Source organism: Streptomyces sp. NPDC005898 (genome assembly GCF_040629635.1).
Taxonomy (GTDB): domain Bacteria; phylum Actinomycetota; class Actinomycetes; order Streptomycetales; family Streptomycetaceae; genus Streptomyces.
In genome coordinates, this window is the sequence record NZ_JBEXWC010000025.1 from 37,914 (window position 1) to 59,849 (window position 21,936).

General features: G+C 70.6%; 22 protein-coding genes. 7 read left to right on the plus strand and 15 right to left on the minus strand.

Translation table 11 applies throughout. The features are described 5' to 3' along the window. Nucleotides 1-134 precede the first annotated feature (134 nt). Nucleotides 135-1,346 carry an FAD-dependent oxidoreductase gene (locus tag ABZ385_RS27125; RefSeq protein ID WP_358913605.1) on the plus strand — a complete coding sequence of 404 codons (1,212 nt, stop codon included), beginning with the start codon at nucleotides 135-137 and terminating at the stop codon, nucleotides 1,344-1,346. Between the two features lie 91 nt (nucleotides 1,347-1,437). Then, on the plus strand, nucleotides 1,438-2,340 hold the full coding sequence (locus ABZ385_RS27130) for an RNA polymerase sigma-70 factor (RefSeq protein ID WP_358913606.1): 903 nt from the start codon (nucleotides 1,438-1,440) through the stop codon (nucleotides 2,338-2,340). 59 nt (nucleotides 2,341-2,399) lie between these two features. Here the strand turns inward: ABZ385_RS27130 and ABZ385_RS27135 are convergent, their stop codons facing one another. Beyond that, nucleotides 2,400-3,743 (minus strand): UDP-glucose/GDP-mannose dehydrogenase family protein, encoded by a 1,344-nt coding sequence (locus ABZ385_RS27135; protein WP_358587401.1) that lies wholly within the window; start codon nucleotides 3,741-3,743, stop codon nucleotides 2,400-2,402. Nucleotides 3,744-3,927: 184 nt separating this feature from the next. Between ABZ385_RS27135 and ABZ385_RS27140 the strand changes: the two genes are divergently transcribed. Further along, complete coding sequence (locus ABZ385_RS27140; protein WP_358587403.1) at nucleotides 3,928-5,085, plus strand: acyl-CoA dehydrogenase; 1,158 nt, start codon at nucleotides 3,928-3,930, stop codon at nucleotides 5,083-5,085. 378 nt (nucleotides 5,086-5,463) lie between these two features. Here the strand turns inward: ABZ385_RS27140 and ABZ385_RS27145 are convergent, their stop codons facing one another. The 8 genes from ABZ385_RS27145 to ABZ385_RS27180 all read right to left on the minus strand — a co-directional run bounded on the left by ABZ385_RS27145 (nucleotide 5,464) and on the right by ABZ385_RS27180 (nucleotide 11,127). Continuing rightward, a complete protein-coding gene (locus tag ABZ385_RS27145) occupies nucleotides 5,464-5,949 on the minus strand; it encodes a hypothetical protein (RefSeq protein WP_358913607.1) in 486 nt (161 codons plus the stop codon). 92 nt (nucleotides 5,950-6,041) lie between these two features. Then, entirely contained in the window at nucleotides 6,042-6,260 is a 219-nt protein-coding gene (locus ABZ385_RS27150) for a DUF397 domain-containing protein (RefSeq protein WP_358913608.1), read from the minus strand. Between the two features lie 199 nt (nucleotides 6,261-6,459). After that, nucleotides 6,460-7,317 carry a helix-turn-helix transcriptional regulator gene (locus tag ABZ385_RS27155; RefSeq protein WP_358913609.1) on the minus strand — a complete coding sequence of 286 codons (858 nt, stop codon included), beginning with the start codon at nucleotides 7,315-7,317 and terminating at the stop codon, nucleotides 6,460-6,462. Then, complete coding sequence (locus ABZ385_RS27160; protein ID WP_358913639.1) at nucleotides 7,301-7,813, minus strand: DUF6879 family protein; 513 nt, start codon at nucleotides 7,811-7,813, stop codon at nucleotides 7,301-7,303. Before ABZ385_RS27160 ends, ABZ385_RS27155 begins: the two co-directional genes overlap by 17 nt. Before the next feature lie 4 nt (nucleotides 7,814-7,817). After that, nucleotides 7,818-8,036 (minus strand): hypothetical protein, encoded by a 219-nt coding sequence (locus ABZ385_RS27165; RefSeq protein WP_358913610.1) that lies wholly within the window; start codon nucleotides 8,034-8,036, stop codon nucleotides 7,818-7,820. A 220-nt stretch (nucleotides 8,037-8,256) separates the two neighbouring features. Next, complete coding sequence (locus tag ABZ385_RS27170) at nucleotides 8,257-9,474, minus strand: dipeptidase (RefSeq protein ID WP_358696908.1); 1,218 nt, start codon at nucleotides 9,472-9,474, stop codon at nucleotides 8,257-8,259. Nucleotides 9,475-9,478: 4 nt separating this feature from the next. Next, nucleotides 9,479-10,012, minus strand: coding sequence for a 5-(carboxyamino)imidazole ribonucleotide mutase (purE, locus tag ABZ385_RS27175; protein WP_358587412.1), 534 nt, complete (start codon nucleotides 10,010-10,012; stop codon nucleotides 9,479-9,481). Next, a complete protein-coding gene (locus ABZ385_RS27180) occupies nucleotides 10,009-11,127 on the minus strand; it encodes a 5-(carboxyamino)imidazole ribonucleotide synthase (protein WP_358696917.1) in 1,119 nt (372 codons plus the stop codon). Before ABZ385_RS27180 ends, purE begins: the two co-directional genes overlap by 4 nt. Nucleotides 11,128-11,376: 249 nt before the next feature. Between ABZ385_RS27180 and ABZ385_RS27185 the strand changes: the two genes are divergently transcribed. Next, a complete protein-coding gene (locus ABZ385_RS27185) occupies nucleotides 11,377-11,961 on the plus strand; it encodes a GtrA family protein (RefSeq protein WP_358587414.1) in 585 nt (194 codons plus the stop codon). An 8-nt stretch (nucleotides 11,962-11,969) separates the two neighbouring features. Here ABZ385_RS27185 and ABZ385_RS27190 read toward each other — a convergent pair whose 3' ends face one another. Next, entirely contained in the window at nucleotides 11,970-13,238 is a 1,269-nt protein-coding gene (locus ABZ385_RS27190) for an ATP-binding protein (RefSeq protein ID WP_358587417.1), read from the minus strand. A 318-nt stretch (nucleotides 13,239-13,556) separates the two neighbouring features. Beyond that, nucleotides 13,557-14,234 carry a response regulator transcription factor gene (locus ABZ385_RS27195; RefSeq protein ID WP_055534262.1) on the minus strand — a complete coding sequence of 226 codons (678 nt, stop codon included), beginning with the start codon at nucleotides 14,232-14,234 and terminating at the stop codon, nucleotides 13,557-13,559. 472 nt (nucleotides 14,235-14,706) lie between these two features. Here ABZ385_RS27195 and ABZ385_RS27200 point away from each other — a divergent pair, with 472 nt between their 5' ends. Together ABZ385_RS27200 and ABZ385_RS27205 are read left to right on the plus strand one after the other, a co-directional pair. Beyond that, nucleotides 14,707-16,203: an oligopeptide:H+ symporter gene (locus tag ABZ385_RS27200; RefSeq protein WP_358587420.1), complete on the plus strand. Its 1,497-nt coding sequence runs from the start codon at nucleotides 14,707-14,709 to the stop codon at nucleotides 16,201-16,203. Nucleotides 16,204-16,318: 115 nt separating this feature from the next. Beyond that, a complete protein-coding gene (locus ABZ385_RS27205; protein ID WP_358913611.1) occupies nucleotides 16,319-17,158 on the plus strand; it encodes an alpha/beta hydrolase in 840 nt (279 codons plus the stop codon). Nucleotides 17,159-17,600: 442 nt separating this feature from the next. Here ABZ385_RS27205 and ABZ385_RS27210 read toward each other — a convergent pair whose 3' ends face one another. The 4 genes from ABZ385_RS27210 to ABZ385_RS27225 all read right to left on the minus strand — a co-directional run bounded on the left by ABZ385_RS27210 (nucleotide 17,601) and on the right by ABZ385_RS27225 (nucleotide 20,720). Continuing rightward, a complete protein-coding gene (locus ABZ385_RS27210) occupies nucleotides 17,601-18,479 on the minus strand; it encodes a hypothetical protein (protein ID WP_358588441.1) in 879 nt (292 codons plus the stop codon). Nucleotides 18,480-18,650: 171 nt separating this feature from the next. After that, nucleotides 18,651-19,385 (minus strand): LPXTG cell wall anchor domain-containing protein, encoded by a 735-nt coding sequence (locus tag ABZ385_RS27215; protein ID WP_358913612.1) that lies wholly within the window; start codon nucleotides 19,383-19,385, stop codon nucleotides 18,651-18,653. A gap of 207 nt (nucleotides 19,386-19,592) precedes the next feature. Then, a complete protein-coding gene (locus ABZ385_RS27220) occupies nucleotides 19,593-20,102 on the minus strand; it encodes an ATP-binding protein (RefSeq protein WP_358588432.1) in 510 nt (169 codons plus the stop codon). 249 nt (nucleotides 20,103-20,351) lie between these two features. After that, entirely contained in the window at nucleotides 20,352-20,720 is a 369-nt protein-coding gene (locus ABZ385_RS27225) for an STAS domain-containing protein (RefSeq protein ID WP_358588430.1), read from the minus strand. Nucleotides 20,721-20,959: 239 nt separating this feature from the next. Here ABZ385_RS27225 and ABZ385_RS27230 point away from each other — a divergent pair, with 239 nt between their 5' ends. Next, the gene (locus ABZ385_RS27230) at nucleotides 20,960-21,901 is read left to right on the plus strand and encodes an RNA polymerase sigma factor SigF (RefSeq protein ID WP_358588439.1); all 942 of its coding nucleotides are present in this window, start codon (nucleotides 20,960-20,962) and stop codon (nucleotides 21,899-21,901) included. The last annotated feature ends 35 nt before the right edge of the window (nucleotides 21,902-21,936 follow it).

A 21,936-nucleotide genomic window follows, 5' to 3' on the forward strand; every position in this document is an offset into this window, starting at 1 on the left:
ACGCGGATCGGCGTAAACACGCGGGCTCCGTCGCCACACAGCACAGCCATGGAAGTGACGCCCGTCACATTCGGTCACAGCCGTGCGGGGTCCGGTGTCTTGAGGTCGAACCCCTGAAGCGGAGGAGAGACACCATGGCTGAGAACACCGATGTGGTCGTGATCGGCGGCGGTTACGCCGGCGTGATGGCGGCCAACCGCCTGACCCTGCGCGGCGATGTGAACGTCACGCTGGTCAACCCCCGCCCGTCCTTCGTGCACCGGATCCGTCTGCACCAGCTGGTGGGCGGGACCGGCGAGGCGGTCGTCGAGTACCGCGAGGTCCTGGCCGGGCGCGTGCGGCTGGTCGTCGACTCCGTGGAGCGGATCGACGCGCCGGGCCGGACCCTGGCCCTGGCCTCGGGCGGCACGCTCGCCTACGACTACCTCGTCTACGCGGTCGGCAGCGCGAGCGCCGACCCCGGCGTGCCCGGAGCGGCCGAGTTCGCCCACCCCCTCGCCTCCCTGGAGGAGGCGCGGCGGCTGCGGCCGGTCCTCGACGCCACACCCGAGACCGCCCCGGTGACGGTCGTCGGAGCCGGTCCGACCGGCATCGAGACCGCCGCCGAACTGGCCGAGGCGGGGCGGGCCGTGACCCTGGTCTGCGGCGGCCTGCTCGGCCCCTACCTGCACCCCAAGGGCCGCCGGTCGGTGGCCGCGCGCCTGGCCCGGCTCGGGGTCGTCGTGCTGGACGGCGCCGGCGCGAAGGCGACGGAGGTGACCCCCGACGCCGTACGGCTCGCCGACGGCCGCGAGCTGCCGAGCCGGGTCACCGTGTGGACCGTCGGCTTCGGCGTGCCGGACCTGGCCGCCCGGAGCGGGCTGCGCACCGACGCCCTGGGCCGCCTGCTCACGGACGAGACGCTGACCAGCGTGGACGACGAGCGCATCGTCGCGGCCGGGGACGCGGCGGTGCCCTCGGGGCTCGCGCTGCGGATGAGCTGCCAGGCCGCGATGCCGATGGGCGCGCGGGCCGCCGACACCGTGCTCAGCCGGCTCGCCGGCGAACGGCCCGCCGACCTCAAGCAGCCGTTCGGGGCGCAGTGCGTCAGCCTCGGCCGGGACGAGGGCATCTTCCAGTTCGCCAACAGGTCCGACGTGGCGGTGGGCTTCCACATCGACGGCGGCCTGGGCGCGAAGGTCAAGGAGGCCATCTGCTCGAGCGTCCTCAAGCACCTGGCCGACGAGGGGAGCAAGCCGGGCGCCTACCGGCTGCACCGCATCCCCGGTGACACCAGGCGCCGCCGGGTGCTCCAGGCCGGTGCCGGGCAGGGCGGGACGTCCGCGCCCGTCGAGCAAAGCGCCTGACCGGACACCGGCGGGTAAGGCAAGATCATTCGGCTGCCGGTGACCTGCCTACGACCTGCCAACGACCCGCCCACGATGAGGACGTCGAGCCATGAGCGAGCACCCCGTCGATCCCGCGACCGAGACGTTCGTCGCCCACCGCAACCTCCTGTTCACCGTCGCCTACGAGATGCTCGGCTCGGCGGCCGACGCCGAGGACGTCCTCCAGGAGACCTGGCTGCGGTGGGCCGGGGTCGACCTGGAGCAGGTGGACGACCGACGCGCCTACCTCGTCCGGATCACCACCCGGCAGGCGCTCAACCGGCTGCGCACCCTCAAGCGCCGCAAGGAGGCCTACGTCGGCCAGTGGCTGCCCGAGCCGCTGCTCACCGCGCCGGACGTGGCCGAGGACGTCGAGCTGGCGGAGAGCGTGTCGATGGCGATGATGCTCGTCCTCGAAACGCTCTCCCCGACCGAGCGCGCCGTCTTCGTGCTGCGCGAGGCCTTCGACATCGGCTACGACGAGATCGCGGCCGCCGTCGACAAGAGTCCCGCCGCCGTGCGCCAGATCGCCCACCGGGCCCGCCTGCACGTCGAGGCCCGCCGCCCGCGCCAGCGGGCCTCCCCGCGCCGGGCGCGGGCGGCCCTGGACGCCTTCCAGCGGGCCCTGGAGACCAGGGACCTGCAGAACCTGCTCGACGTGCTCGCCCCGGAGGTCGTCCTGGTGAGCGACGGCGGCGGCATCAAGCAGGCCGCGCTGCGGCCGATCATCGGCGCCCTGAAGGTGGCCCGCCTCTACCTCGGCGGTTCCGCCAAGACCGGCGCCACGATCACCACCGAGCCCACCGTGGTCAACGGCAGCCCCGCGCTCCTCGTACGCCTGGACGGGGAGCTGGACGGCGTCATGGCGGTCCGCGTCGCGGAGGACGGCGAGCGGATCACCGGCCTCTACTTCGTGCGCAACCCGGAGAAGCTGTCCCGCGTCGAGGCGGAGACACCGCTGGCCCTGCGGTGATCACCTCGCTGGGCCGGTGACGCCTGCCAGCTGGGCCGACGGGGCCCTGCGGTGCCTCGCTAGGCCGCCGGCCTGCCCATCGCGCGGTAGGTCCAGCCGGCCGCCCGCCAGGTCTCGGGGTCCAGCGCGTTGCGGCCGTCCAGGATGACGGGGGCGGCCGCCACGGAGGCGAGCGCCGCCGGGTCCAGCTCGCGGAACTCGCGCCACTCCGTGAGGTGCAGCACGACGTCGGCGCCGCGCACGGCGTCCACCGCCGTGTCCGCGTAGCCGAGGGTGGGGAAGAGCCGACGGGCGTTGGCCATGCCCTTGGGGTCGTAGACGGTGACCTGGCCGCCCTGGAGGTGGATCTGCCCGGCGACGTTGAGCGCCGGGGAGTCGCGGACGTCGTCGGAGTCCGGCTTGAAGGTGGCGCCGAGCACCGCGACCCGCTTGCCGAGGAAGGAGCCGCCGCCGAGCGCCTCGCGGGCCATCTCGACCATCTGGCCGCGCCGGCGCATGTTGATGGAGTCGATCTCGCGCAGGAAGGTCAGGGCCTGGTCGGCGCCCAGCTCGCCGGCCCGGGCCATGAAGGCGCGGATGTCCTTGGGCAGGCAGCCGCCGCCGAAGCCGATCCCGGCGCGCAGGAACTTCTTGCCGATCCGGTCGTCGTGGCCGAGCGCCTCGGCGAGCTTCACGACGTCGCCGCCCGCCGCCTCGCACACCTCCGCCATGGCGTTGATGAAGGAGATCTTCGTGGCGAGGAAGGAGTTCGCGGAGGTCTTCACCAGCTCCGCCGTCGGGAAGTCGGTGACGACGAAGGGCGAGCCCTCGGCGACCGGCGTCGCGTACACCTCGCGCAGCAGCTTCTCGGCGCGCTCGCTGCGCACGCCGACCACGATCCGGTCGGGGCGCAGCGTGTCCTGCACCGCGAAGCCCTCGCGCAGGAACTCGGGGTTCCACGCCAGCTCGACCGCGTCGCCCGCCGGGGCCAGCTCCAGGATGCGGGCCGCGAGCCGGTCCGCGCTGCCGACGGGCACGGTGGACTTGCCGACGACCAGGGCGGCCCTGTTCAGGTGCTTGGCCAGTGACTCCACCGCCGCGTCGACGTACGACATGTCGCACGCGTACTCCCCGTGCTTCTGCGGGGTGTTCACGCAGATGAAGTGGACGTCACCGAACTCGGCGACCTCCGCCGGGTCCATGGTGAAGCGCAGCCGGCCGCTGGATCCCTCGATGCCGGCGACGTGCTTGCGGAGCAGTTCCGCGAGGCCGGGCTCGTACATGGGCACTTCGCCCCGCTGGAGCATGTCGACCTTCTCCGGCACGACGTCAAGACCGAGGACCTCGAAGCCGAGTTCGGCCATGGCCGCGGCGTGCGTGGCGCCGAGATAGCCGGTGCCGATCACGGTGATCTTGAGGGCCATGCGGTGCTCCAGAGGGTCTGCGGGGCTGACGGCTGCGTGCGCTGACCGAGCATAGTCGGGCGTATCCGGGCCGCTCACCGGGCACGATTCCCGCTGTCGCCAAGCTCACGTATCCGTCGCAGGGGTGACACCACTAAAATTGGGTTACTTAACGGTAATTAGCATCCATGGAGCGTGAGAGACCTTGGCCGGATCGGCTGATTTCGACCTGTACCGCCCGTCCGAGGAGCACGACATGCTCCGGGACGCGATCCGCTCGCTGGCCGAGGCGAAGATCGCGCCGTTCGCCGCCGCGGTCGACGAGGAGGCCCGCTTCCCGCAGGAGGCCCACGACGCGCTGGTGGCGAACGACCTGCACGCCGTGCACGTGCCGGAGAGCTACGGCGGCGCGGGCGCGGACGCCCTGGCGACCGTCATCGTGATCGAGGAAGTGGCCCGCGTCTGCGCCAGCTCCTCCCTCATCCCGGCCGTGAACAAGCTCGGCTCGCTGCCGGTCATCCTCTCCGGCTCCGAGGAGCTGAAGAAGAAGTACATGGCGCCGCTCGCCAAGGGCGAGGGCATGTTCTCGTACTGCCTGAGCGAGCCGGACGCGGGTTCGGACGCCGCCGGCATGAAGACGAGGGCGGTCCGCGACGGCGACTCCTACGTCCTCAACGGCGTGAAGCGCTGGATCACCAACGCGGGCGTCTCCGAGTACTACACGGTCATGGCCGTCACCGACCCGACCAAGCGCTCCAAGGGCATCAGCGCCTTCGTCGTGGAGAAGTCCGACGAGGGCGTCTCCTTCGGCGCCCCGGAGCGCAAGCTCGGCATCAAGGGCTCCCCCACCCGCGAGGTCTACCTCGACAACGTCCGCATCCCCGCCGACCGCATGATCGGCGAGGAGGGCACGGGCTTCGCGACCGCCATGAAGACCCTGGACCACACCCGCATCACCATCGCGGCGCAGGCCCTCGGCATCGCGCAGGGCGCCCTCGACTACGCCAAGGGCTACGTCCAGGAGCGCAAGCAGTTCGGCAAGCCGATCGCCGACTTCCAGGGCATCCAGTTCATGCTCGCCGACATGGCGATGAAGATCGAGGCGGCACGTCAGCTGACGTACGCGGCGGCGGCCAAGTCGGAGCGCGGCGACAAGGACCTCACCTTCCAGGGCGCGGCCGCCAAGTGCTTCGCCTCGGACGTCGCGATGGAGGTCACCACGGACGCTGTCCAGCTCCTCGGCGGCTACGGCTACACGCGGGACTACCCCGTGGAGCGCATGATGCGGGACGCGAAGATCACCCAGATCTACGAGGGCACGAACCAGGTCCAGCGCATCGTCATGGCGAGGAACCTGCCGTAACTGGGTTCTCGCAGGTCAGCCGCCTATTTTGGTGGCTGTCGGGCCATGATCGGCTTCCGGTCCGTTCAGGACCGTTTCGGGCCGATCATGGGCGTCATGCTGGGTAAATCCCAGGCTGAAGCTGCGCGGGAAACCGCCTCTCACCTGCACACATGCAACGGCCCCCGGCTCTCTGCCGGGGGCCGTTCGCGTGGGCTCTGTCAGGCGACTTCCGCCGGACCTTCGGTGAGGTCATCCGCGCCGGGCGTCAGCATCGAGGCGCTGGCCGCCCGCCCAGGCTCCAGAGCGCAGGCCGGAACCGAAACACCCGGAACCGCTCGACGCCAACCCCTTCCGAGCACTCCTCTAACCCGGGCCGGGGCTTTGTTGCTGCGGGTTCTACTGCTTCGGGCAGTCCAATCCCGGAGCAGCGCGGTTCGGGGAACAGCACACCAGAGCCAGGGACAGGAACGAGGGGCGTTCCAGGTAGAAGCCGTGCGACACGTCTCCGCCCCAACCGAGACGCTCAGCAGCGGAGTTGACCAGTATCGCCAGGCGAGTGCTGTCACGATCAGCGTCGGACATGAACCGGAGTGCGTACTCGGCAAGCCGATCCCCAAGCCATGCGGCAGCTTCCTTTGGCTCGTCCCACGTTGCTTGGATCAGAGCGGGGGGCTTCATGAGCCAGAGGGCCGTTTCCATCGGAGGCAGGTCGCCCGAACGGAACTCGGCCGCGGCTTCTCGGTAGCGCTGATTGAGCTTGTGGCCGTCCTTGTCGTCCTCGCCCGCTGGCAGGGGAGGCGGATTGGGATGCGGGGGCCTCCGGTTTCCCTCCTGGTCGAACCGTTCTCTGGGACCGGTCCACAGATACCCATGGTGGTGCACCGTTGGTTGCCCTTCGGGGTGTGCAAGGGAGTGGAGTCCGAACGGTCTCCGCCTGTCGGAGGGGGACGGAGACCGGTGGGAGAGGGTGACCGTCAGGCGGAGACGGTGAAGCGGGCCGGGTCGATACCGGCCGCGTCCAGTTCCTCAGTGGTGAAGCGCAGCGGCGTCATGTTGGGCTTCTTGCTGTCGCCCAGTGCCCAAGCGTCCTCACCGATCTTGGTGAGGGTGACGCACCCTTCGGTGCAGGGACCGCCGCACGCCTTGTTGAACACGGCGGTCTCGGAGATGGGGAGTTCGTACAGGTCGATCATCGTGTGCCTTCCTGAGTAGACGACAGTCCACGGGCGGGACTGTCCCCCCGCCCGTGCCGGGCGGAAGTCGTGGAGGAGAGCGGCCGTCTCAGGCCGTGTGGAAGAGCTTGGACACCACCGCGACACCGGGGCCGCGTGCGGGCCTTCGCTTCGCTCGCCATGAATCCATACTCGGGCGCCAACGAGACCTAAGGAAGGGCTAGTTACGTTGACGCATAAACGCTTCCGACGCTTCGACCAGAAACGCTGAAGCGGCTTCGCCCGTCAGTGCGTGCGACCAGAACAAATCAAACAGATTCAAGTGTTGAGTGACATCGCGCGGATCACGCAGAACCACTTCCCCGGAGAACAGTTCGACCGTCACCAGGCGGTCGTCGTAGACGACGAAGATATTCATCGGGGTACCCGGAACCTGTACGCCTTGTGGAACTATCCCAATCTCCACATTGGGCTTCCGGTTGACCTCCGCCATATGCGCACACTGCGCCGCCATGGCTCCGAGGCTCGCCCGCTGCCACTTCACGGCCTGTTCCGTCAGCAGGAACCAGAAGGAGCGGGACGAGTCATCGAGGATCGCTTGCCGGTCTATGCGGGCCTGCACGGCCCTGGCAACGTCCCTGGCCGGATCGCTGGCCACCATGGGCGTCAGCGTCTCAACGGCGTACTCACGGACGTGCAGGAGGCCGGTCGGGACAGCCGGGAGGAAGTGCCGCATCACGCGCGAGGACGACTCAAGCGCCTTCAACTCGGCTTGCTTGTGATAGAGCCCAACGCGAGCGTATGCGCGCCAAGATGCGTAATCCACATTTGCTCGACGTGCCAGCCGTAGAAGCTCGTCGGCGACTTCATCAGGGACCGCAAGAGCTTTCAGGATGCGCTCCACGTCGATCACTGTGGGCAGCGCTCGTCCGGTTTCGATCCGGCTGATTTTGCTCTGACTCATGTTGCAGCGCAGCGCCAAGCGCTCGCCACTCAGGCCGGAAGCACGGCGGAGACCCCGAAGGGCCTCCGCCAAATCCTTCCGTTCCCGTGCTTGCGTTTCAGGTTCGATAGGCACTGAACGGCACGGCACTTTCTAGGGCGAGATCACGCCAGGCGAGGTACTTACCGATGTCCGGTTCTTGGATCAGTTCCCGATTGATCTGCGTGCCATCGGGGCGGTAGTTGAGGTGGACGACCGTCGATTCATCGAACAACCAGAAGTCCTGTTCCGGCAGTCCAGGGTTCGGGCGGTCGGTCAGATCAACTATTTGGTAGTCCTCCCCGGCCACGACGTTGCCGGGGATGCACCACTCGAACAGGTACCGGCTGTACGGGGTGAGCGGACGGTGCACGATCTTGGCGCGGGTCATTGTCCGACCGGCCGCCGCATGGTCCCGGATCGTCTGATGCCACGCTGCGTTGAACCCCTCCGGTTGCGCCGCTCCTGCGAGGAAGTCGCGGACCGTTTCAGCCTCGGCCGGCATGGTGTACGTCTGGTGCACTTCGAGCCGGAAGGCGGAACGCCTGAAGTCGCGGAAGTACGCCCGCCACGCGTCGCCGTCGAGCAGCACGGGGCTAGAGCCATCCACGGGCACGGGCCGCCTCCTTCAGGATCTCTTCCGGGATCAGCACGACCGATTCGCCATCGGGCGTCGGGTGGGTCACGTCGTAGCCCCGGATCGCCAACATCCCGGGCTCCGGTGTCTCGTACACGGTCGGGCAGTCGCCGTTGCCGCACTTGTCGTCGTCATCGCTCCTGCACGGACCGCCCGCGATCATCCGTAATACGTCCACTGAGACCCCCTCCGGTCTGGTGTGGTCAGCAAGCTACGGATGGTCATTCCCACGACACAAGGCTGGCCCGCCCTTTAGTCACGTACCCGCATAACTTGTTGGGTACGAGTCAGGGCGCTCGCCCACTAGCTGTAAGGCACCCAGATCCACGAGGGCGCGGGGCATACGTCGATGGGGGTGCCGCCCGCTCGGGTGGCACCCCCATCTGCGTGCGGGTGGGTCAGCCGTCCAGTTGCTGCAAGGTGGCCACGGACGGGCCCCTGCGGGACTGTTCGTCCCTGGCCACGTCTTCCGCCGCGCCCAGGACCCGTACCGCGTTCTGCCACGTCAGCTTGGCGAGGTCCGGCCTCGACCAGCCTCGGGTGAGCAGTTCCGCGATCAGGTTCGGGTAGCCCGCGACGTCGTCCAGGCCGGCGGGCGTGAACGCCGTGCCGTCGTAGTCGCCGCCGATGCCGATGTGGTCGATGCCCGCCACCTCGCGCATGTGGTCCAGGTGGTCGGCGACCGTGGCCGCCGTCGCGATCGGGCGCGGCGTCGACTCCTCGAAGGCCGCGTGGACCCTCATCGCCTCGGGCGTGGTGTCGAGGTGGTGGAAGCCGTGCGCGCGCATGTTCTCGTCGGCCGCCGCCGTCCAGTCGACCGCCGCCTGGAGCACGAACTTCGGCACGAAGGTCGCCATCGCCACGCCGCCGTTGGCGGGCAGCCGCTCCAGGACGTCGTCGGGGATGTTGCGCGGGTGGTCGCACACCGCCCGCGAGGACGAGTGCGAGAAGATCACCGGCGCCACCGAGGTGTCCAGCGCCGCCCGCATCGTCGTCGCCGCCACGTGCGAGAGGTCGACCAGCATGCCGACGCGGTTCATCTCGCGCACGACCTCGTGGCCGAAGGCGGACAGGCCTCCGACCCCGGGCTCGTCCGTGGCGGAGTCCGCCCACGCGATGTTGTCGTTGTGCGTGAGCGTCATGTAGCGCACGCCGAGCGTGTGCAACGCCCGCAGCGTGGCGAGGGAGTTGTTGATGGAGTGGCCGCCCTCGGCTCCCATCAGGGAGGCGATGCGGCCCTCGCTCCGGGCCTGCTCCATGTCCGCCGCCGTCAGCGCGCGGGCCAGGTCCGCCGGGTGGCGGGCCAGCAACTGCTCGACGCAGTCGATCTGTTCGAGCGTGGCGCTGACCGCCGCGTCGCCCGTCAGATCGGTGCGGACGTACACCGACCAGAACTGCGCGCCGACGCCGCCGGCGCGCAGCCGGGCCAGGTCGGTGTGCAGGCTGCCCGTCTGGTCCGAGGCGATGTCGAGGCGGTCGAGGTCGTAGCCCGCCTTCTCGCGCAGGGCCCAGGGCAGGTCGTTGTGCCCGTCGACGACGGGGAAGTCGGCGAGGAGAGCGCGCGCCGCGTCGAGCGGGGCGCCGAGGGAGATCGCGGGGTCACCGGCGGAAGTCATGTGCTCACTTTCCCGGACCGAAGCCGAATCCGGCACCCGCTCCCTCGACCTTGGCGCGCAGCCGCTTGCCCTTCTCCGTCGCCTGGTCGTTCAGTTCCTGCTGGAACTCCCGCATACGGGTGAGGAGTTCGCCGTCGTGCGCGGCGAGGATGCGGGCCGCGAGCAGGCCCGCGTTGCGCGCGCCGCCCACCGAGACCGTCGCCACCGGGACGCCCGCGGGCATCTGCACGATGGAGAGCAGGCTGTCCATGCCGTCCAGGTACTTCAGCGGGACGGGGACGCCGATCACCGGCAGCGGCGTCACCGAGGCCAGCATGCCGGGCAGGTGGGCGGCGCCGCCCGCGCCCGCGATGATCGTCTTGAGGCCGCGGTCCGCCGCCTGCTCGCCGTACGCGATCATCTCGCGCGGCATGCGGTGCGCGGACACGACGTCGACCTCGAAGGGGATCTCGAACTCGTCCAGGACCTTGGCGGCACCCTCCATGACGGTCCAGTCGGAGTCGGAGCCCATGACGATGCCAACAACGGGGGAGGTCATTCGGTGATCGTTCCTCTGAGGTAGCCGGCTGCGTGACGGGCGCGCTCCAGCACGTCGTCGAGGTCGTCGCCGTAGGTGTTGACGTGGCCGACCTTGCGGCCGGGCTTCACGTCCTTGCCGTACATGTGGATCTTGAGTTGCGGGTCCCGGGCCATGCAGTGCAGGTACGCCGCGTACATGTCGGGGTAGTCGCCGCCCAGCACGTTGGCCATCACGGTCCACTTGGCGCGCGGGCGCGGGTCGCCGAGGGGCAGGTCGAGGACGGCCCGTACGTGGTTGGCGAACTGCGAGGTGATCGCGCCGTCCTGGGTCCAGTGGCCGGAGTTGTGGGGGCGCATCGCCAGTTCGTTGACGAGAATGCGGCCGTCGCGCGTCTCGAACAGCTCCACGGCGAGGTGGCCGACCACGCCCAGCTCGTCGGCGACGCGCAGCGCCAGCTCCTGCGCCTCGCCGGCCAGGGACTCGCTCAGGCCGGGCGCCGGGGCGATGACGGTGTCGCACACACCGTCGACCTGCCGGGACTCCACTACGGGGTAGGCGACGGCCTGGCCGTGCGGCGAGCGGACGACGTTCGCCGCCAGTTCGCGCACGAAGTCGACCTTCTCCTCGGCGAGCACCGGGACGCCGGCCCGGAAGGGGTCCTCGGCGTCCTCGACGGAACGCACGAACCACACCCCCTTCCCGTCGTAGCCGCCCCGCACCGTCTTCAGGATGACCGGGAAGCCGTCGCCCTCGGCCGCGAAGGCGGCCACGTCGGCCGGGTCCCTCACGATCCGGTGGCGCGGGCACGGCACGCCGATCTCCGTGAGCTTCACGCGCATCACGCCCTTGTCCTGGGCGTGCACCAACGCGTCGGGCCCCGGACGCACGGGGATGCCGTCCGCCTCCAGGGCCCTGAGGTGCTCGGTGGGTACGTGTTCGTGATCGAAGGTGATCACATCGCAGCCCCGCGCGAAGTCACGCAGCGTGTCCAGGTCGCGATAGTCGCCGATCACGACATCGCCGACGACCTGCGCCGCGGAATCCTGCGGGGTGTCACTGAGGAGCTTGAATTTCAGGCCGAGGGGGATGCCCGCCTCGTGGGTCATGCGGGCGAGCTGACCGCCGCCGACCATGCCGACTACCGGGAACGTCACACCCCCAGGGTATCGGCCCTTCCCGGCCACCCGGGAACGGCGTTCCCCCCGGGCCGCGCGGGCCCCCTCCCGGCACAGCGGCGCCGCCGTCGTCGCGGGCCCGCGCGCGGCCGTGGAGCACGCTGGTTAGCATGGCTGGGTCGACATGACCGAATCACCTATCCGTCGGCGCGTACACGACCGGGCCGCGGCGTCCGGTACGAATCGACGGGGGCTGGGGCGACCACCATGACGGAACGGGGCGCACTGCGCGTGCGACTGGACCAGCTGGCCCGGGAGGTCGCCAAGTTCGGGGCCGTGGGAGCGGTCGGCACCTTGGTCAACTTCGGTGTCTTCAACCTCGTACGGCATGTGACCGATCTGCACGTGGTGCGCGCGAGCGTGATCGCCACGCTGGTCGCCATCGTCTTCAACTACGTGGGGTTCCGCTACTTCACGTACAAGGACCGTGACAAGAGCGGGCGCACCAAGGAACTCACGTTGTTCCTGCTGTTCAGCGCGGTCGGCCTGGTGATCGAGAACGGCGTGCTCTACGCGGCGACGTACTGGTTCGGCTGGGACGGCAGGCTCCAGGCCAACTTCTTCAAGTTCCTCGGCATGGGCATCGCCACGCTCTTCCGGTTCTGGTCGTACCGCACGTGGGTGTTCAAGGCGCTGCCCGCGCGCGAGGCGGTCGCCCACGCGGAATCGTTCCTGGCCAAGGAGTCGTCCCTGAGCCAGGAGTCGTCCCTGAGGCAGGAGCCGTCCCTGAGGCAGGAGCCGTCCCTAGGGCAGGACCCGGACGAGCGGTCCGTGGCGCGCCGCGCGCGCTGAGCGGGCGCTCACCTGACGGTCTCGGCCATGGTCTCCGCCGCGGAGATCGGCGTACGCGACAGGAAGAGCCCGAAGACCGGCGGCTTCGTCTGGAGCATCTCCAGGCGGCCCCCGTCCGCCTCGGCCAGGTCGCGGGCCACGGCGAGGCCGATGCCCGTGGAGTTGCGGCCACTGATGGTCCGCTCGAAGATCCGCGCGCCGAGGTCGGGCGGTACGCCGGGACCCTCGTCGGTGACCTCCACGACCGCCTGGTTGCCGGTGACGCGGGTGCGCAGGGCGACGGTGCCGCCGCCGTGCATCAGGGAGTTCTCGATCAGCGCCGCGAGGACCTGCGCCACCGCGCCCGGCGTGCCCACCGCCTCCAGGTGCCGCTTGCCGGAGCTGACGACGGCGCGGCCCGCGCTGCGGTAGGCGGGCCGCCACTCCTCCAGCTGCTGCTTGATGACCTCGTCCAGGTCGAAGGCGACGGCGGAGCCGGTGCGCGGGTCGCGGGAGTTGGTGAGCAGCCGCTCCACGACGTCGGTGAGCCGCTCCACCTGGGCCAGCGCGATCGTCGCCTCCTCCTTCACCGTGGTCAGGTCGTCGGTGACGGTGATCTCCTCCAGCCGCATGGACAGCGCGGTCAGCGGGGTGCGCAGCTGGTGCGAGGCGTCGGCGGCCAGGCGCCGCTCGGCGGTGAGCATGCGGCCGATGCGGTCGGCGGAGGCGTCCAGGACGTCGGCGACCCGGTCCAGCTCCGGCACGCCGTACCGCTTGTGGCGGGGCCGGGAGTCACCGGAGCCGAGGCGCTCCGCGGTCTCCGCGAGGTCGGTGAGCGGCGAGGCGAGGCGGTTGGCCTGGCGCACGGCGAGCAGTACGGCGGCGACGATGGCGAGCAGCGCCACGGCGGCGATGATCAGCAGGGTGCGGCCGACCTCCCGGGTGACGGCGGCGCGCGGCTCCTGGACGGTGACCCTCTCGCCCTGCTCGCCGGGGCGGGTCGCGCTGATCACGTCACCGTCGGGCCGCTTGCCGATCTCGATGGAGGAGCGGCCGGGGATCTCGATGCGGGCGTAGCGCGCGGTGGCGACCTGGTCGCGCAGGATGGCCGAGGTGATCCGCTCCTGGCTGATGAGCCGGCTGTCGACGATGCTGGCGAGGCGCATGGCCTCGGAGTCCACGCGTTCCTGGGCGCTGCTGCTGATGGTCCTCGTCTCCACGATGACGAGGCTCACGCCGAAGACGGCGATCACGACGAGGACGACGGCGAGGGTGGAGTTGATCAGTCGGCGACGCATCTACTCAGTGTCGCGGATCCCCCCCATGTCATGGGCGACGCCCGACGCCCAAAAACTCCCCGCGCCTGACGCCTAGGGGCACCCCCCAGGGGCGGCACCCGCGCACAACGCCCTAGGTGCGACCCCCCAGGGGCGCGGGGAACTGCGCGACCAGCCACAGCCGGCCCGCGGCGTCCCCTCGACGGAAAGCCCGCAGAGGCGGCTGCCCCACGGCGGTGTCTCGGCGGGTGCGGCCCGGCGCCCCGGTTGCGCGCGCAGTTCCCCGCGCCCCTTGAGGGGCACTCCAGGGGCCGCCCGAAAAACCGCCCCCGGCGAGACTCAGCTCTTCTCGAAGCGGAAACCGACGCCCCGCACGGTGGCGATGTACCGGGGATTCGCCGCGTCGTCACCCAGCTTCTTGCGCAGCCAGGAGATGTGCATGTCCAGCGTCTTGGTGGACGACCACCACGTCGTGTCCCAGACCTCGCGCATCAGCTGATCGCGCGTGACGACCCGGCCCGCGTCCCGCACCAGGACCCGGAGCAGGTCGAACTCCTTGGCGGTGAGCTGGAGTTCGTCGTCGCCCATCCAGGCGCGGTGCGACTCGACGTCGATCCGCACGCCGTGCGTGGACGGCGCCTCCTTGTGCTCCGTGGCGCCGCGCCGCAGCAGGGCCCGGACCCGGGCCAGCAGCTCGGCGAGGCGGAAGGGCTTGGTCACGTAGTCGTCGGCACCCGCGTCCAGGCCGACGACGGTGTCCACCTCGTCGGCGCGCGCGGTCAGGATGAGGATCGGCACCGTGAGCCCGTCGGCGCGCAGCCGGCGCGCGACCTCCAGGCCGTCCATGCCGGGCAGCCCCAGATCGAGTACGACCAGGTCCACGCCGCCCTGGAGTCCGGCGTCGAGAGCGGTCGGGCCGTCCTCACGCACCTCCACCTCGTAACCCTCCCTGCGCAGGGCGCGGGCCAGCGGCTCCGAGATGGACGCGTCATCCTCGGCGAGCAGTACACGGGTCATGGGGTGATGGTAGTCCGGACCGGACGGGGGCTGTGCGGTGATCGCACAGTGCGGGGGAACGCCTGCGGCTATGGGATGCGATCCTGAGGAACACCTTTGATTGTGTGCTGTTGGTTGCAGTGAAACCTGTGATCCATCTCTCAAGTCCTTCCATATGCATCCCTGCCGTGTCGTATGGTGACCCAACGCCTGATGCACTATTGAAGGACCTTTGGCCCACTGTGCGCGCCTTAGGTCTCTTTTATGTGCGGGCCGGCTTCGGCCAGCCTTGAAAGGAATGACCTGTGGTCGGGCCCTGCGCGCGAGGATGCGCCCAGGGTGTGGATCCCGGAGTCCGCGTTCCCTCACCCCCGTGACCGGGGGTGAACCTCCCCCGGGCGTGGGGCGGGGGCGGCGCGGAACCGGTGCCGACCGCCCCCCACCGGGCGCGCTCACGCGTCGTCGCGCGTCCCGAACCCACGAGGATCGACCCATGGCGTCCAGCCTGACGAAGGACTCCGCCAGTACCCCTGGCTCCCAGAAGACCTTCTTCGGCCACCCCCGCGGACTGGCCACACTCTTCATGACCGAGATGTGGGAGCGGTACAGCTTCTACGGCATGAAGGCACTGCTCCCGCTGTACCTGATCGCCCCCGGCGGCATGGACATGAGCGCCACGACGGCGACGGCGATCTACTCCGTCTACATGTCGATGGTCTACCTGCTCGCCCTGCCCGGCGGCTGGATGGCGGACCGCTTCTGGGGTCCGCGCAAGACGGTCGTCATCGGCGCCTGCGTCGTCATCCTCGGCCACATCACCCTCGCGCTGCCCAACTCGGGGTCCTTCTTCGCCGGCCTCGCGCTCGTCGCGCTCGGCTCCGGCCTGCTGAAGGCGAACATCTCCGTGATGGTCGGCCACCTCTACGACGGCCCGAAGGACCCGCGCCGCGACGGTGGCTTCACGCTCTTCTACATCGGCATCAACCTCGGCGCCTTCCTCGCCCCGCTGACCATCGGCACGGTCGGCGAGAACGTCAACTGGCACCTCGGCTTCGCGCTCGCCGCGGCCGGCATGGGCCTCGGCCTCGCCCAGTTCATGCTCGGCTCGCGCCACCTGAGCGCCCAGAGCAGCGTGATCTCGCAGCCCGCCACGCCGGAGCAGCGCGCCTCCGCCCTGCGCACCGGCCTGATCTGGCTGATCGTCGCCGCCGCGCTCTACACGCTGATGGGCGTCACCGGGAACTTCGCCGACTGGGCGCTGATGCCGCTGATCATCGCCGGTCTGGTCATCCCCGTCGCCGTCCTCGCCCGCATGAAGCGCGACAAGGACCTGTCGCAGCTGGAGCACTCCAAGCTGTCCGGCTACATCTGGTTCTTCGTGGTCGCCGCCGTCTTCTGGATGATCTACGACCAGAACGGCTCGACCCTGTCGATCTTCGGCGAGACGTCGACGACGAACCACCTCCTCGGGTTCGACTTCCCGACCTCCTGGTACCAGTCGCTGAACCCGATCTTCATCATGGCGCTGGCCCCCGTGGTCGCCTCCGCCTGGCTGTGGCTGAACAAGCGGGGCAAGGAGCCGAGCACGGCCGTCAAGTTCGCCTCCAGCCTGACGCTGATCGGCATCTCCTTCGCCGTCTTCCTCATCCCGCTGATCGACACCGCCGCCAACGGCGGCCGGGTCAGCCCGATGTGGCTGGTCGCGATCTACTTCATCCAGACCGTCGGCGAGCTGTGCCTGTCCCCGGTCGGCCTCTCCCTCACCACGAAGATGGCCCCGGAGAAGTACAGCGCCCAGATGATGGGCGTCTGGTTCCTCGCGGTCACCGCCGGTGACTCCGTGACGGGCCTGCTGACGTCGCCGCAGCTCGGCATCGACCTGAACAACTCGGGCGCCGTCGCCATCGAGGCGATCATCGCGGTCATCGCGGGCTTCGGCATCTGGACCTCCCGCAAGAAGGTCAAGCAGCTGATGGGCTCCGTCAACTGACGCACCCCGGTCCGGGCCCCGCCCGAACCGAACGAAGGGCCGCCGCACCACCCGGTGCGGTGGCCCCTCGCGTTTCTGCGCGTCTGGCGGCCCGCGCCGATGGAACATCTGCCCCATGCGCCGAACCTTGCTGCTGCCCCTGGCCCTGTGCGGAGCCCTGCTGTCGCCCGGTGCCGCCGCCGAGGCCGCGCCCCGGCCGCCGGTCGGGCAGGTCTTCTCGTACGGGGGCCACGCCCGCCAGAACATCACCGTGTACGGGGCCCCGTCCGCGCGGCGGCCCGCTCTGGTGATCGTGCACGGCGGCTCCTGGGCCAGGGACACCGACTGGAGCGGGCGGGCGCGGTGGTTCGCCGCCCGGGGCTTCACCGTCTACGACACCGACTACCGGCTGACGTCGGACGCCGCGTGGCCCGCGCAGCGCGACGACGTGCTGGCCGCGTTGCGCTGGGTGCGGCACCGGGAGCACGGGGAGCGGCCGCTCGTGCTCGGCTCGTCCGCGGGCGGGCACCTGGCCGTGCAGGCCGCCTCCTACGGGGCGGGGGCCTCGCGGGCGCGGGCGGTCGTGGCCCTGTCCCCCGTCGCCTCGCCGTACCGCGCGTGGGCGGACGGCGGGGCGCGGGGGGCCGACGCGGACCGCAGGGCGCTGCGCCGGGCCGCCGTGCGGCTCGCCGGGTGCTCGCCGGATCTCGGTGGGATCCGCTGCTGGGCGCGGTGGGACGATCTGGCGGCCCGGACGCATGCGTCGGGCGCGGAGGACGCGCCGTTGTTCCTGCTCCACTCAGCCGGTGACTTCGTGGCTCCGGCGCACTCGGTCGAGCTTGCCTCCGCGCAGCGGCGGGCGGGGCTTGCCGACGTGACCGTCCGCACGCTGCGGGGTTCCGCGCACGGGGGCGCCCTCCTCAAAACCCCGGGCACGGCCCGTTCCGTACTCCGCTGGCTCCGCGCCCACGCCTGACGCCCCCCGCCCCGCTATTGACCCCGGTCCACGCCCGACCCCGCCAGGGGCGCGGGGAACTGCGCGAGCAACCGAGGTCGACCCGCACCCGCGGGGAGACTGCCGTCGGCAGACGCGTCTGCGGGGTTGCGGTCGTCGGGCCACCGCGGGCCGGTCGGGGCTGGTCGCGCAGTTTTCCGCGCCCCTGGGGGGTCGATCCTGACGGGGGCGGTCGAGGCACCGAGGGTGCGGTTGTTGGGTCGCTGCGGGCCGGCTGGGGTTGGTCGCGCAGTTCCCCGCGCCCCTGAGGGGGTTGTCCCTGACGGGGGCGGTCCTGGCGGGGCGGTCAGGGGTGCCGGGCGGGTGACTGTCGTCGGGTCGCTGCGGGTCGGTCGGGGCTGGGCGCGCAGTTCCTCGCGCCCCTGAGGGGGTTGTCCCTGACGGGGTCGGTCCGACGGGGTGGTCAGGGGTGTCGGGGGGTGCGGTGGCGGCCCGGGGGGTTGCGGGGGCGGAGGTGGGTCAGCGCGGTCAGGGCGGCGCGGAAGACGGCGGCGGGCACCACGACCACGAGCATCAGCCAGAAGACGGTCACCCCCCACGGGCGCCCCACGTCCCACGGCTCCTCGGCGAGGAGCCGCCCGTCGAGCTTCACCGAGACGAGGTAGTCGCCGTGCGCGCCCGCCGCCAGCTCCACCGGCAGCTCGATCCGCGCCCTCCCACCGGGCGCGACGGTGCCGCGCCACTGCTGCTCCTCCCACCCCGGCGCGAACACACCGTGCGAGGAGCCGAGCTGGAAGACGGGGTCCTTGACGGGCTCCGCGCCGACGTTGCCGACCGTGAAGGCCAGCGTGCGCCGCGGCGGTGCCCCGAACCAGGTCAGCAGCCCGTCCGAGCCGTCTAGGCGGGCGCCGGTGAGGACGGTGAGCCTGCCGTCGCCGCCCGGCGGGGACAACGGCTTCACGGGGTGGCCCGTGACCCTGAACGCGGTGTCCGTCCGCGCCTTCTCACCCGTCACCGTGGCGACACGCACGACACAGGGGCACGGCTCGGGCGGCTCGGCCACGGGCAGCTTCCTGCGGAAGGCGCCGTCCTCGTCCGTGGTGACGGCGCGCCCCTCGGAGTTGGCGCACGCGTCGGTGGCGCCCCGGCCGGGCTCGGACCGACCGCAGATGAGCAGCATGAGCAGGGCGCCGGGCCGCCACCCCGCGCCCTTGACGGTGACGTGATCGCCGGGGCCCGCCCCGGGCACGGACAGCCGCACGCTCGGCTTGTCGGACGCCGACGCCGGCGCCCCCGGCAGCAGCGCGAGGGCGAGCGCGGCCAGGACCGTGCCGAGGGCCATCACGGCGCGCGCCGCCCGGCCGCCGGGCCGCCACCCGCCCCGCACACCGGGCACCCGCTCGACCCGCCTGCCGTTCACCGCGGCCCTCCCCTCCCGCTCACCGCCAACTCCCGTGCGCCGTCCCGCACTTGTGCGTCCACGGCGGCGTACGTACAGGACCGCCCGGTGGGGTTACCGGGAGCGCGCGGCCTGGTTCCTGCGGGTCAGCCAGAGGGTGCCGGCCGCGCCCGTGAGCAGCACGGTGCCGCCGAGCGTGCCGAGCGCGATCGTGGAGTCCGCGGGGCCGGTCTGCGGGAGCTCCCCGCCACCAGAGCCGGAGCCAGAGCCGGAACCAGCGCCCGTGCCGTTGTCGGACCCGGTGCCGGACCCGGACCCGGTGGCGGACCCCGAGCCGCCCGAGCCCTTGACGTCCAGTTCGAGCGACGGCTTCGGGTCGTTGGACGGCGTGCACGTGGTCGTCGTACCGAGCGCCTTGATCGTGAGGACCCCGGCGGTGAACGTGACCTTGCCGCTCTTCTTCGGCGTATAGGTGCCCGACAGGTCACTGATCCTGATCGGAGTGTTGGCGGGGATCGCCTCGGAGTTGGCCGGGCCGGAGACGGGCACGGTGCCGCGCTCGGCGCCGCCCAGCTGGATCACCGCACTCGGCTTCATCGCGCCCTTGCCCAGTTCCACGGGGCTGGAGGACACGCCCTTCTGGAAGGACATCGTGAGCCGGTAGCCGCCGCCGCTCCTGACGCTCTTGATGTCGATCGGCGAGACGGCGCTCTTGTCGCCGATGGGCGTCTTGCACTGGTAGTTGACGTCCTGGACCGCGGCCTGCGCGGCAGGGGCGGCCATCAGCACCGCGGAGCCGCCGGCCAGGGCGGTGGCACACGCGAGCGCGGCCGCTTTCTTGTACGACACCTCGTGATCCCCTCATGCCGGTCCTCGTGGCGTGCCGCGGTGCGGAGTGACGCCGCATTGCTGACGGCACATCAGATTGGGCGTCAAGGTACGCCCGGGACCGTGCCGAGGGAAGACAGAAGACGCGCCGGATCGCGGTGATCCGGCGCGCATGCGTACCGTGGGTAACACCCTTGGCCCAGGCCCTGTCCGCCCAGGCCTCGCCGGCTAGGCGGGAGCGCCCAGCTCCGCCCAGACCGTCTTGCCGGTGCCGCCCGGGCCGCGCACGACACCCCAGTCGAGGCAGAGCCGCTGGACGATGAACATGCCGTGGCCGCCGGGCCGCCCGGCCCGGTGCGGGGTGCGCGGGGCGGGCTGGCCCGCGCCCCGGTCGGAGACCTCGATGCGCAGCACCTTGCCGTCACAGAGGAGCCGGAGCGCGTCCGGGCCCTCCGCGTGCAGGCAGGCGTTCGTGACCAGCTCGGAGACGACGAGCAGGACGTCCTCCGCGGCGGCCCGCCGGTCGGCGCCCTCCGCGGGCAGCCAGCCCCACGCGTGGAGCGCCTCGCGGGTGTAGTCGCGGGCGAGGGGGACGACGCCGCTGGCGCCGTCGAGACTCAGTTCCCGGACCTGGCGAGCCGAGGGCGCCCCGGAAGCCCGGTCCGCGGAGGCGTCCGCGACGGCGGCCTCGGACTCCGGGCCACGGTCGCCCGGCGAATAAGGCCGGGTGGTGCTCATCAGCGCTTCACCTCACCGACAAGATGGCTGAGCACTCTGGACACGCAGAGGACTCTGGACAAGTGGGGGACTCTGGAGGAGTAGGGAACATCGGCTGCTCGCCGTTCTGACAGATGACGGATCCAGGTCTCTCCTGCCCGGTCGAACCGTGAGAACACCCACTTCTTCGGGCCGGTCCGTGTGACGCTGGTAACGCCTTGATAACAGGGAGAGAACTGACGCGTAACTTTCGCGTCGACCGCCATCGGCTCAGTCGGCCAGGGCCGCTTCGAGCGTGTCGTGGACAGTGAAGACGGCCTCCGCACCGGTGATCTCGAAGACGCGGGCCACCACCGGCAGCATTCCGGCCAGGTGGACGCCGCCCCCCGCGGCCTCGGCCTTGAGCCGGGCCCCGAGCAGCACGTTCAGCCCCGTGGAGTCGCAGAACTCAAGGCGCGAGCAGTCCACGACGAGCCGCGAGAACCCGTCGTCGAGGCAACTTTCCAAGGGTTCCCGCAGGAGATCGGCGGTGTGGTGATCGAGTTCCCCCGCCGGGGTGACGACGGCGCTCGTGCCCGCCTTTCGCACTTCGACCAGAAGCCGGCCCCTATGCGCACTGCCGACCGTGCCGCGGTCCATGCCGTCTCTCTCTTCCGACCCGTCGTGGCTGTTGATGACGCCCCTGAACATTACGCCCTCTCTGGAGTTCCCGGTAGCCGAACATCCCCCCGAATTCGGACATTTCGCCCACAACGGCACTTGCGACCGGCAAGCGGAACCGGGTAGGGGTAGAAGAGACAGCAATCGACACGGACGGCTTTGGAGGCGCCGCACACCGCAGTGCACGTATGGGCTTCGGCAGCCATATGCCGAGAATGATGGAGGACACCATGTCACCCCGGCTCGACGCATCGCATACTGACCAAGCGACGTCGACACCCCCGCCGTCCCACTCCGCCGCCGTGATCCCGGGTCCCGCCCGTGAGCCGCAGCCGGCTCCGCAGACCCTGGAAGGGCTCCACGGCCTTCCCGAGATCCCGCCGTTCGCCGAGGTGGGGGCGCTGGACGCGCGGGCCCTGTCCAAGACCCTCTTCGAGCGCCTGGAAGCGCTTGAGGAAGGTACCCACGAACACGCGTATGTACGCAACACCCTGGTCGAACTCAATCTCGCCCTGGTGAAATTCGCCGCCTCCCGGTTCCGCTCCCGCAGTGAGCCGATGGAGGACATCATCCAGGTGGGCACGATCGGCCTCATCAAGGCGATCGACCGCTTCGAACTCAGCCGCGGCGTGGAGTTCCCCACCTTCGCCATGCCGACGATCGTCGGCGAGATCAAGCGCTTCTTCCGCGACACGAGCTGGTCGGTGCGCGTCCCGCGCCGTCTCCAGGAGCTGCGGCTGGACCTCGCCAAGGCGGGCGACGAGCTGGCCCAGCAGCTCGATCGCGCCCCCACGGTGAGCGAGCTGGCCGAGCGCCTCGGCATCTCCGACGACGAGGTCGTCGAGGGCATGGCCGCGTCCAACGCCTACACGGCGAGCTCCCTGGACGCCCAGCCCGAGGAGGACGACTCCGAGGGCGCGCTCGCGGACCGCATCGGTTACGAGGACCACGGCCTCGAAGGCATCGAGTACGTCGAGTCGCTGAAGCCGCTGATCGCCGAGCTGCCGCCGCGCGACCGCAAGATCCTCTCCCTCCGCTTCGTCGCCAACATGACGCAGTCGGAGATCGGCGAGGAACTGGGCATCTCGCAGATGCACGTGTCGCGCCTGCTCTCCCGCACGCTCGTCAAGCTCCGCAAGGGACTGACCGTCGAGGAGTGAGCCGGCCCGGCGCCTCGCGCCCCAACGGCCGGGTG

Excerpts from the sequence above, each read along its gene's own strand:
- ABZ385_RS27170 (WP_358696908.1), bottom strand. The coding sequence starts at position 9,474 with ATGACTTCCGCCGGTGACCCCGCGATCTCCCTCGGCGCCCCGCTCGAC.
- purE (WP_358587412.1), bottom strand. The coding sequence starts at position 10,012 with ATGACCTCCCCCGTTGTTGGCATCGTCATGGGCTCCGACTCCGACTGG.
- ABZ385_RS27210 (WP_358588441.1), bottom strand. The coding sequence starts at position 18,479 with ATGGCCCTCGGCACGGTCCTGGCCGCGCTCGCCCTCGCGCTGCTGCCG.
- ABZ385_RS27135 (WP_358587401.1), bottom strand. The coding sequence starts at position 3,743 with ATGGCCCTCAAGATCACCGTGATCGGCACCGGCTATCTCGGCGCCACG.
- ABZ385_RS27150 (WP_358913608.1), bottom strand. The coding sequence starts at position 6,260 with ATGATCGACCTGTACGAACTCCCCATCTCCGAGACCGCCGTGTTCAAC.
- ABZ385_RS27180 (WP_358696917.1), bottom strand. The coding sequence starts at position 11,127 with ATGGTCGGCGGCGGTCAGCTCGCCCGCATGACCCACGAGGCGGGCATC.
- ABZ385_RS27205 (WP_358913611.1), top strand. The coding sequence starts at position 16,319 with ATGCGCCGAACCTTGCTGCTGCCCCTGGCCCTGTGCGGAGCCCTGCTG.
- ABZ385_RS27230 (WP_358588439.1), top strand. The coding sequence starts at position 20,960 with ATGGAGGACACCATGTCACCCCGGCTCGACGCATCGCATACTGACCAA.
- ABZ385_RS27195 (WP_055534262.1), bottom strand. The coding sequence starts at position 14,234 with ATGACCCGTGTACTGCTCGCCGAGGATGACGCGTCCATCTCGGAGCCG.
- ABZ385_RS27185 (WP_358587414.1), top strand. The coding sequence starts at position 11,377 with ATGACGGAACGGGGCGCACTGCGCGTGCGACTGGACCAGCTGGCCCGG.
- ABZ385_RS27125 (WP_358913605.1), top strand. The coding sequence starts at position 135 with ATGGCTGAGAACACCGATGTGGTCGTGATCGGCGGCGGTTACGCCGGC.
- ABZ385_RS27200 (WP_358587420.1), top strand. The coding sequence starts at position 14,707 with ATGGCGTCCAGCCTGACGAAGGACTCCGCCAGTACCCCTGGCTCCCAG.
- ABZ385_RS27130 (WP_358913606.1), top strand. The coding sequence starts at position 1,438 with ATGAGCGAGCACCCCGTCGATCCCGCGACCGAGACGTTCGTCGCCCAC.
- ABZ385_RS27220 (WP_358588432.1), bottom strand. The coding sequence starts at position 20,102 with ATGAGCACCACCCGGCCTTATTCGCCGGGCGACCGTGGCCCGGAGTCC.
- ABZ385_RS27190 (WP_358587417.1), bottom strand. The coding sequence starts at position 13,238 with ATGCGTCGCCGACTGATCAACTCCACCCTCGCCGTCGTCCTCGTCGTG.
- ABZ385_RS27225 (WP_358588430.1), bottom strand. The coding sequence starts at position 20,720 with ATGGACCGCGGCACGGTCGGCAGTGCGCATAGGGGCCGGCTTCTGGTC.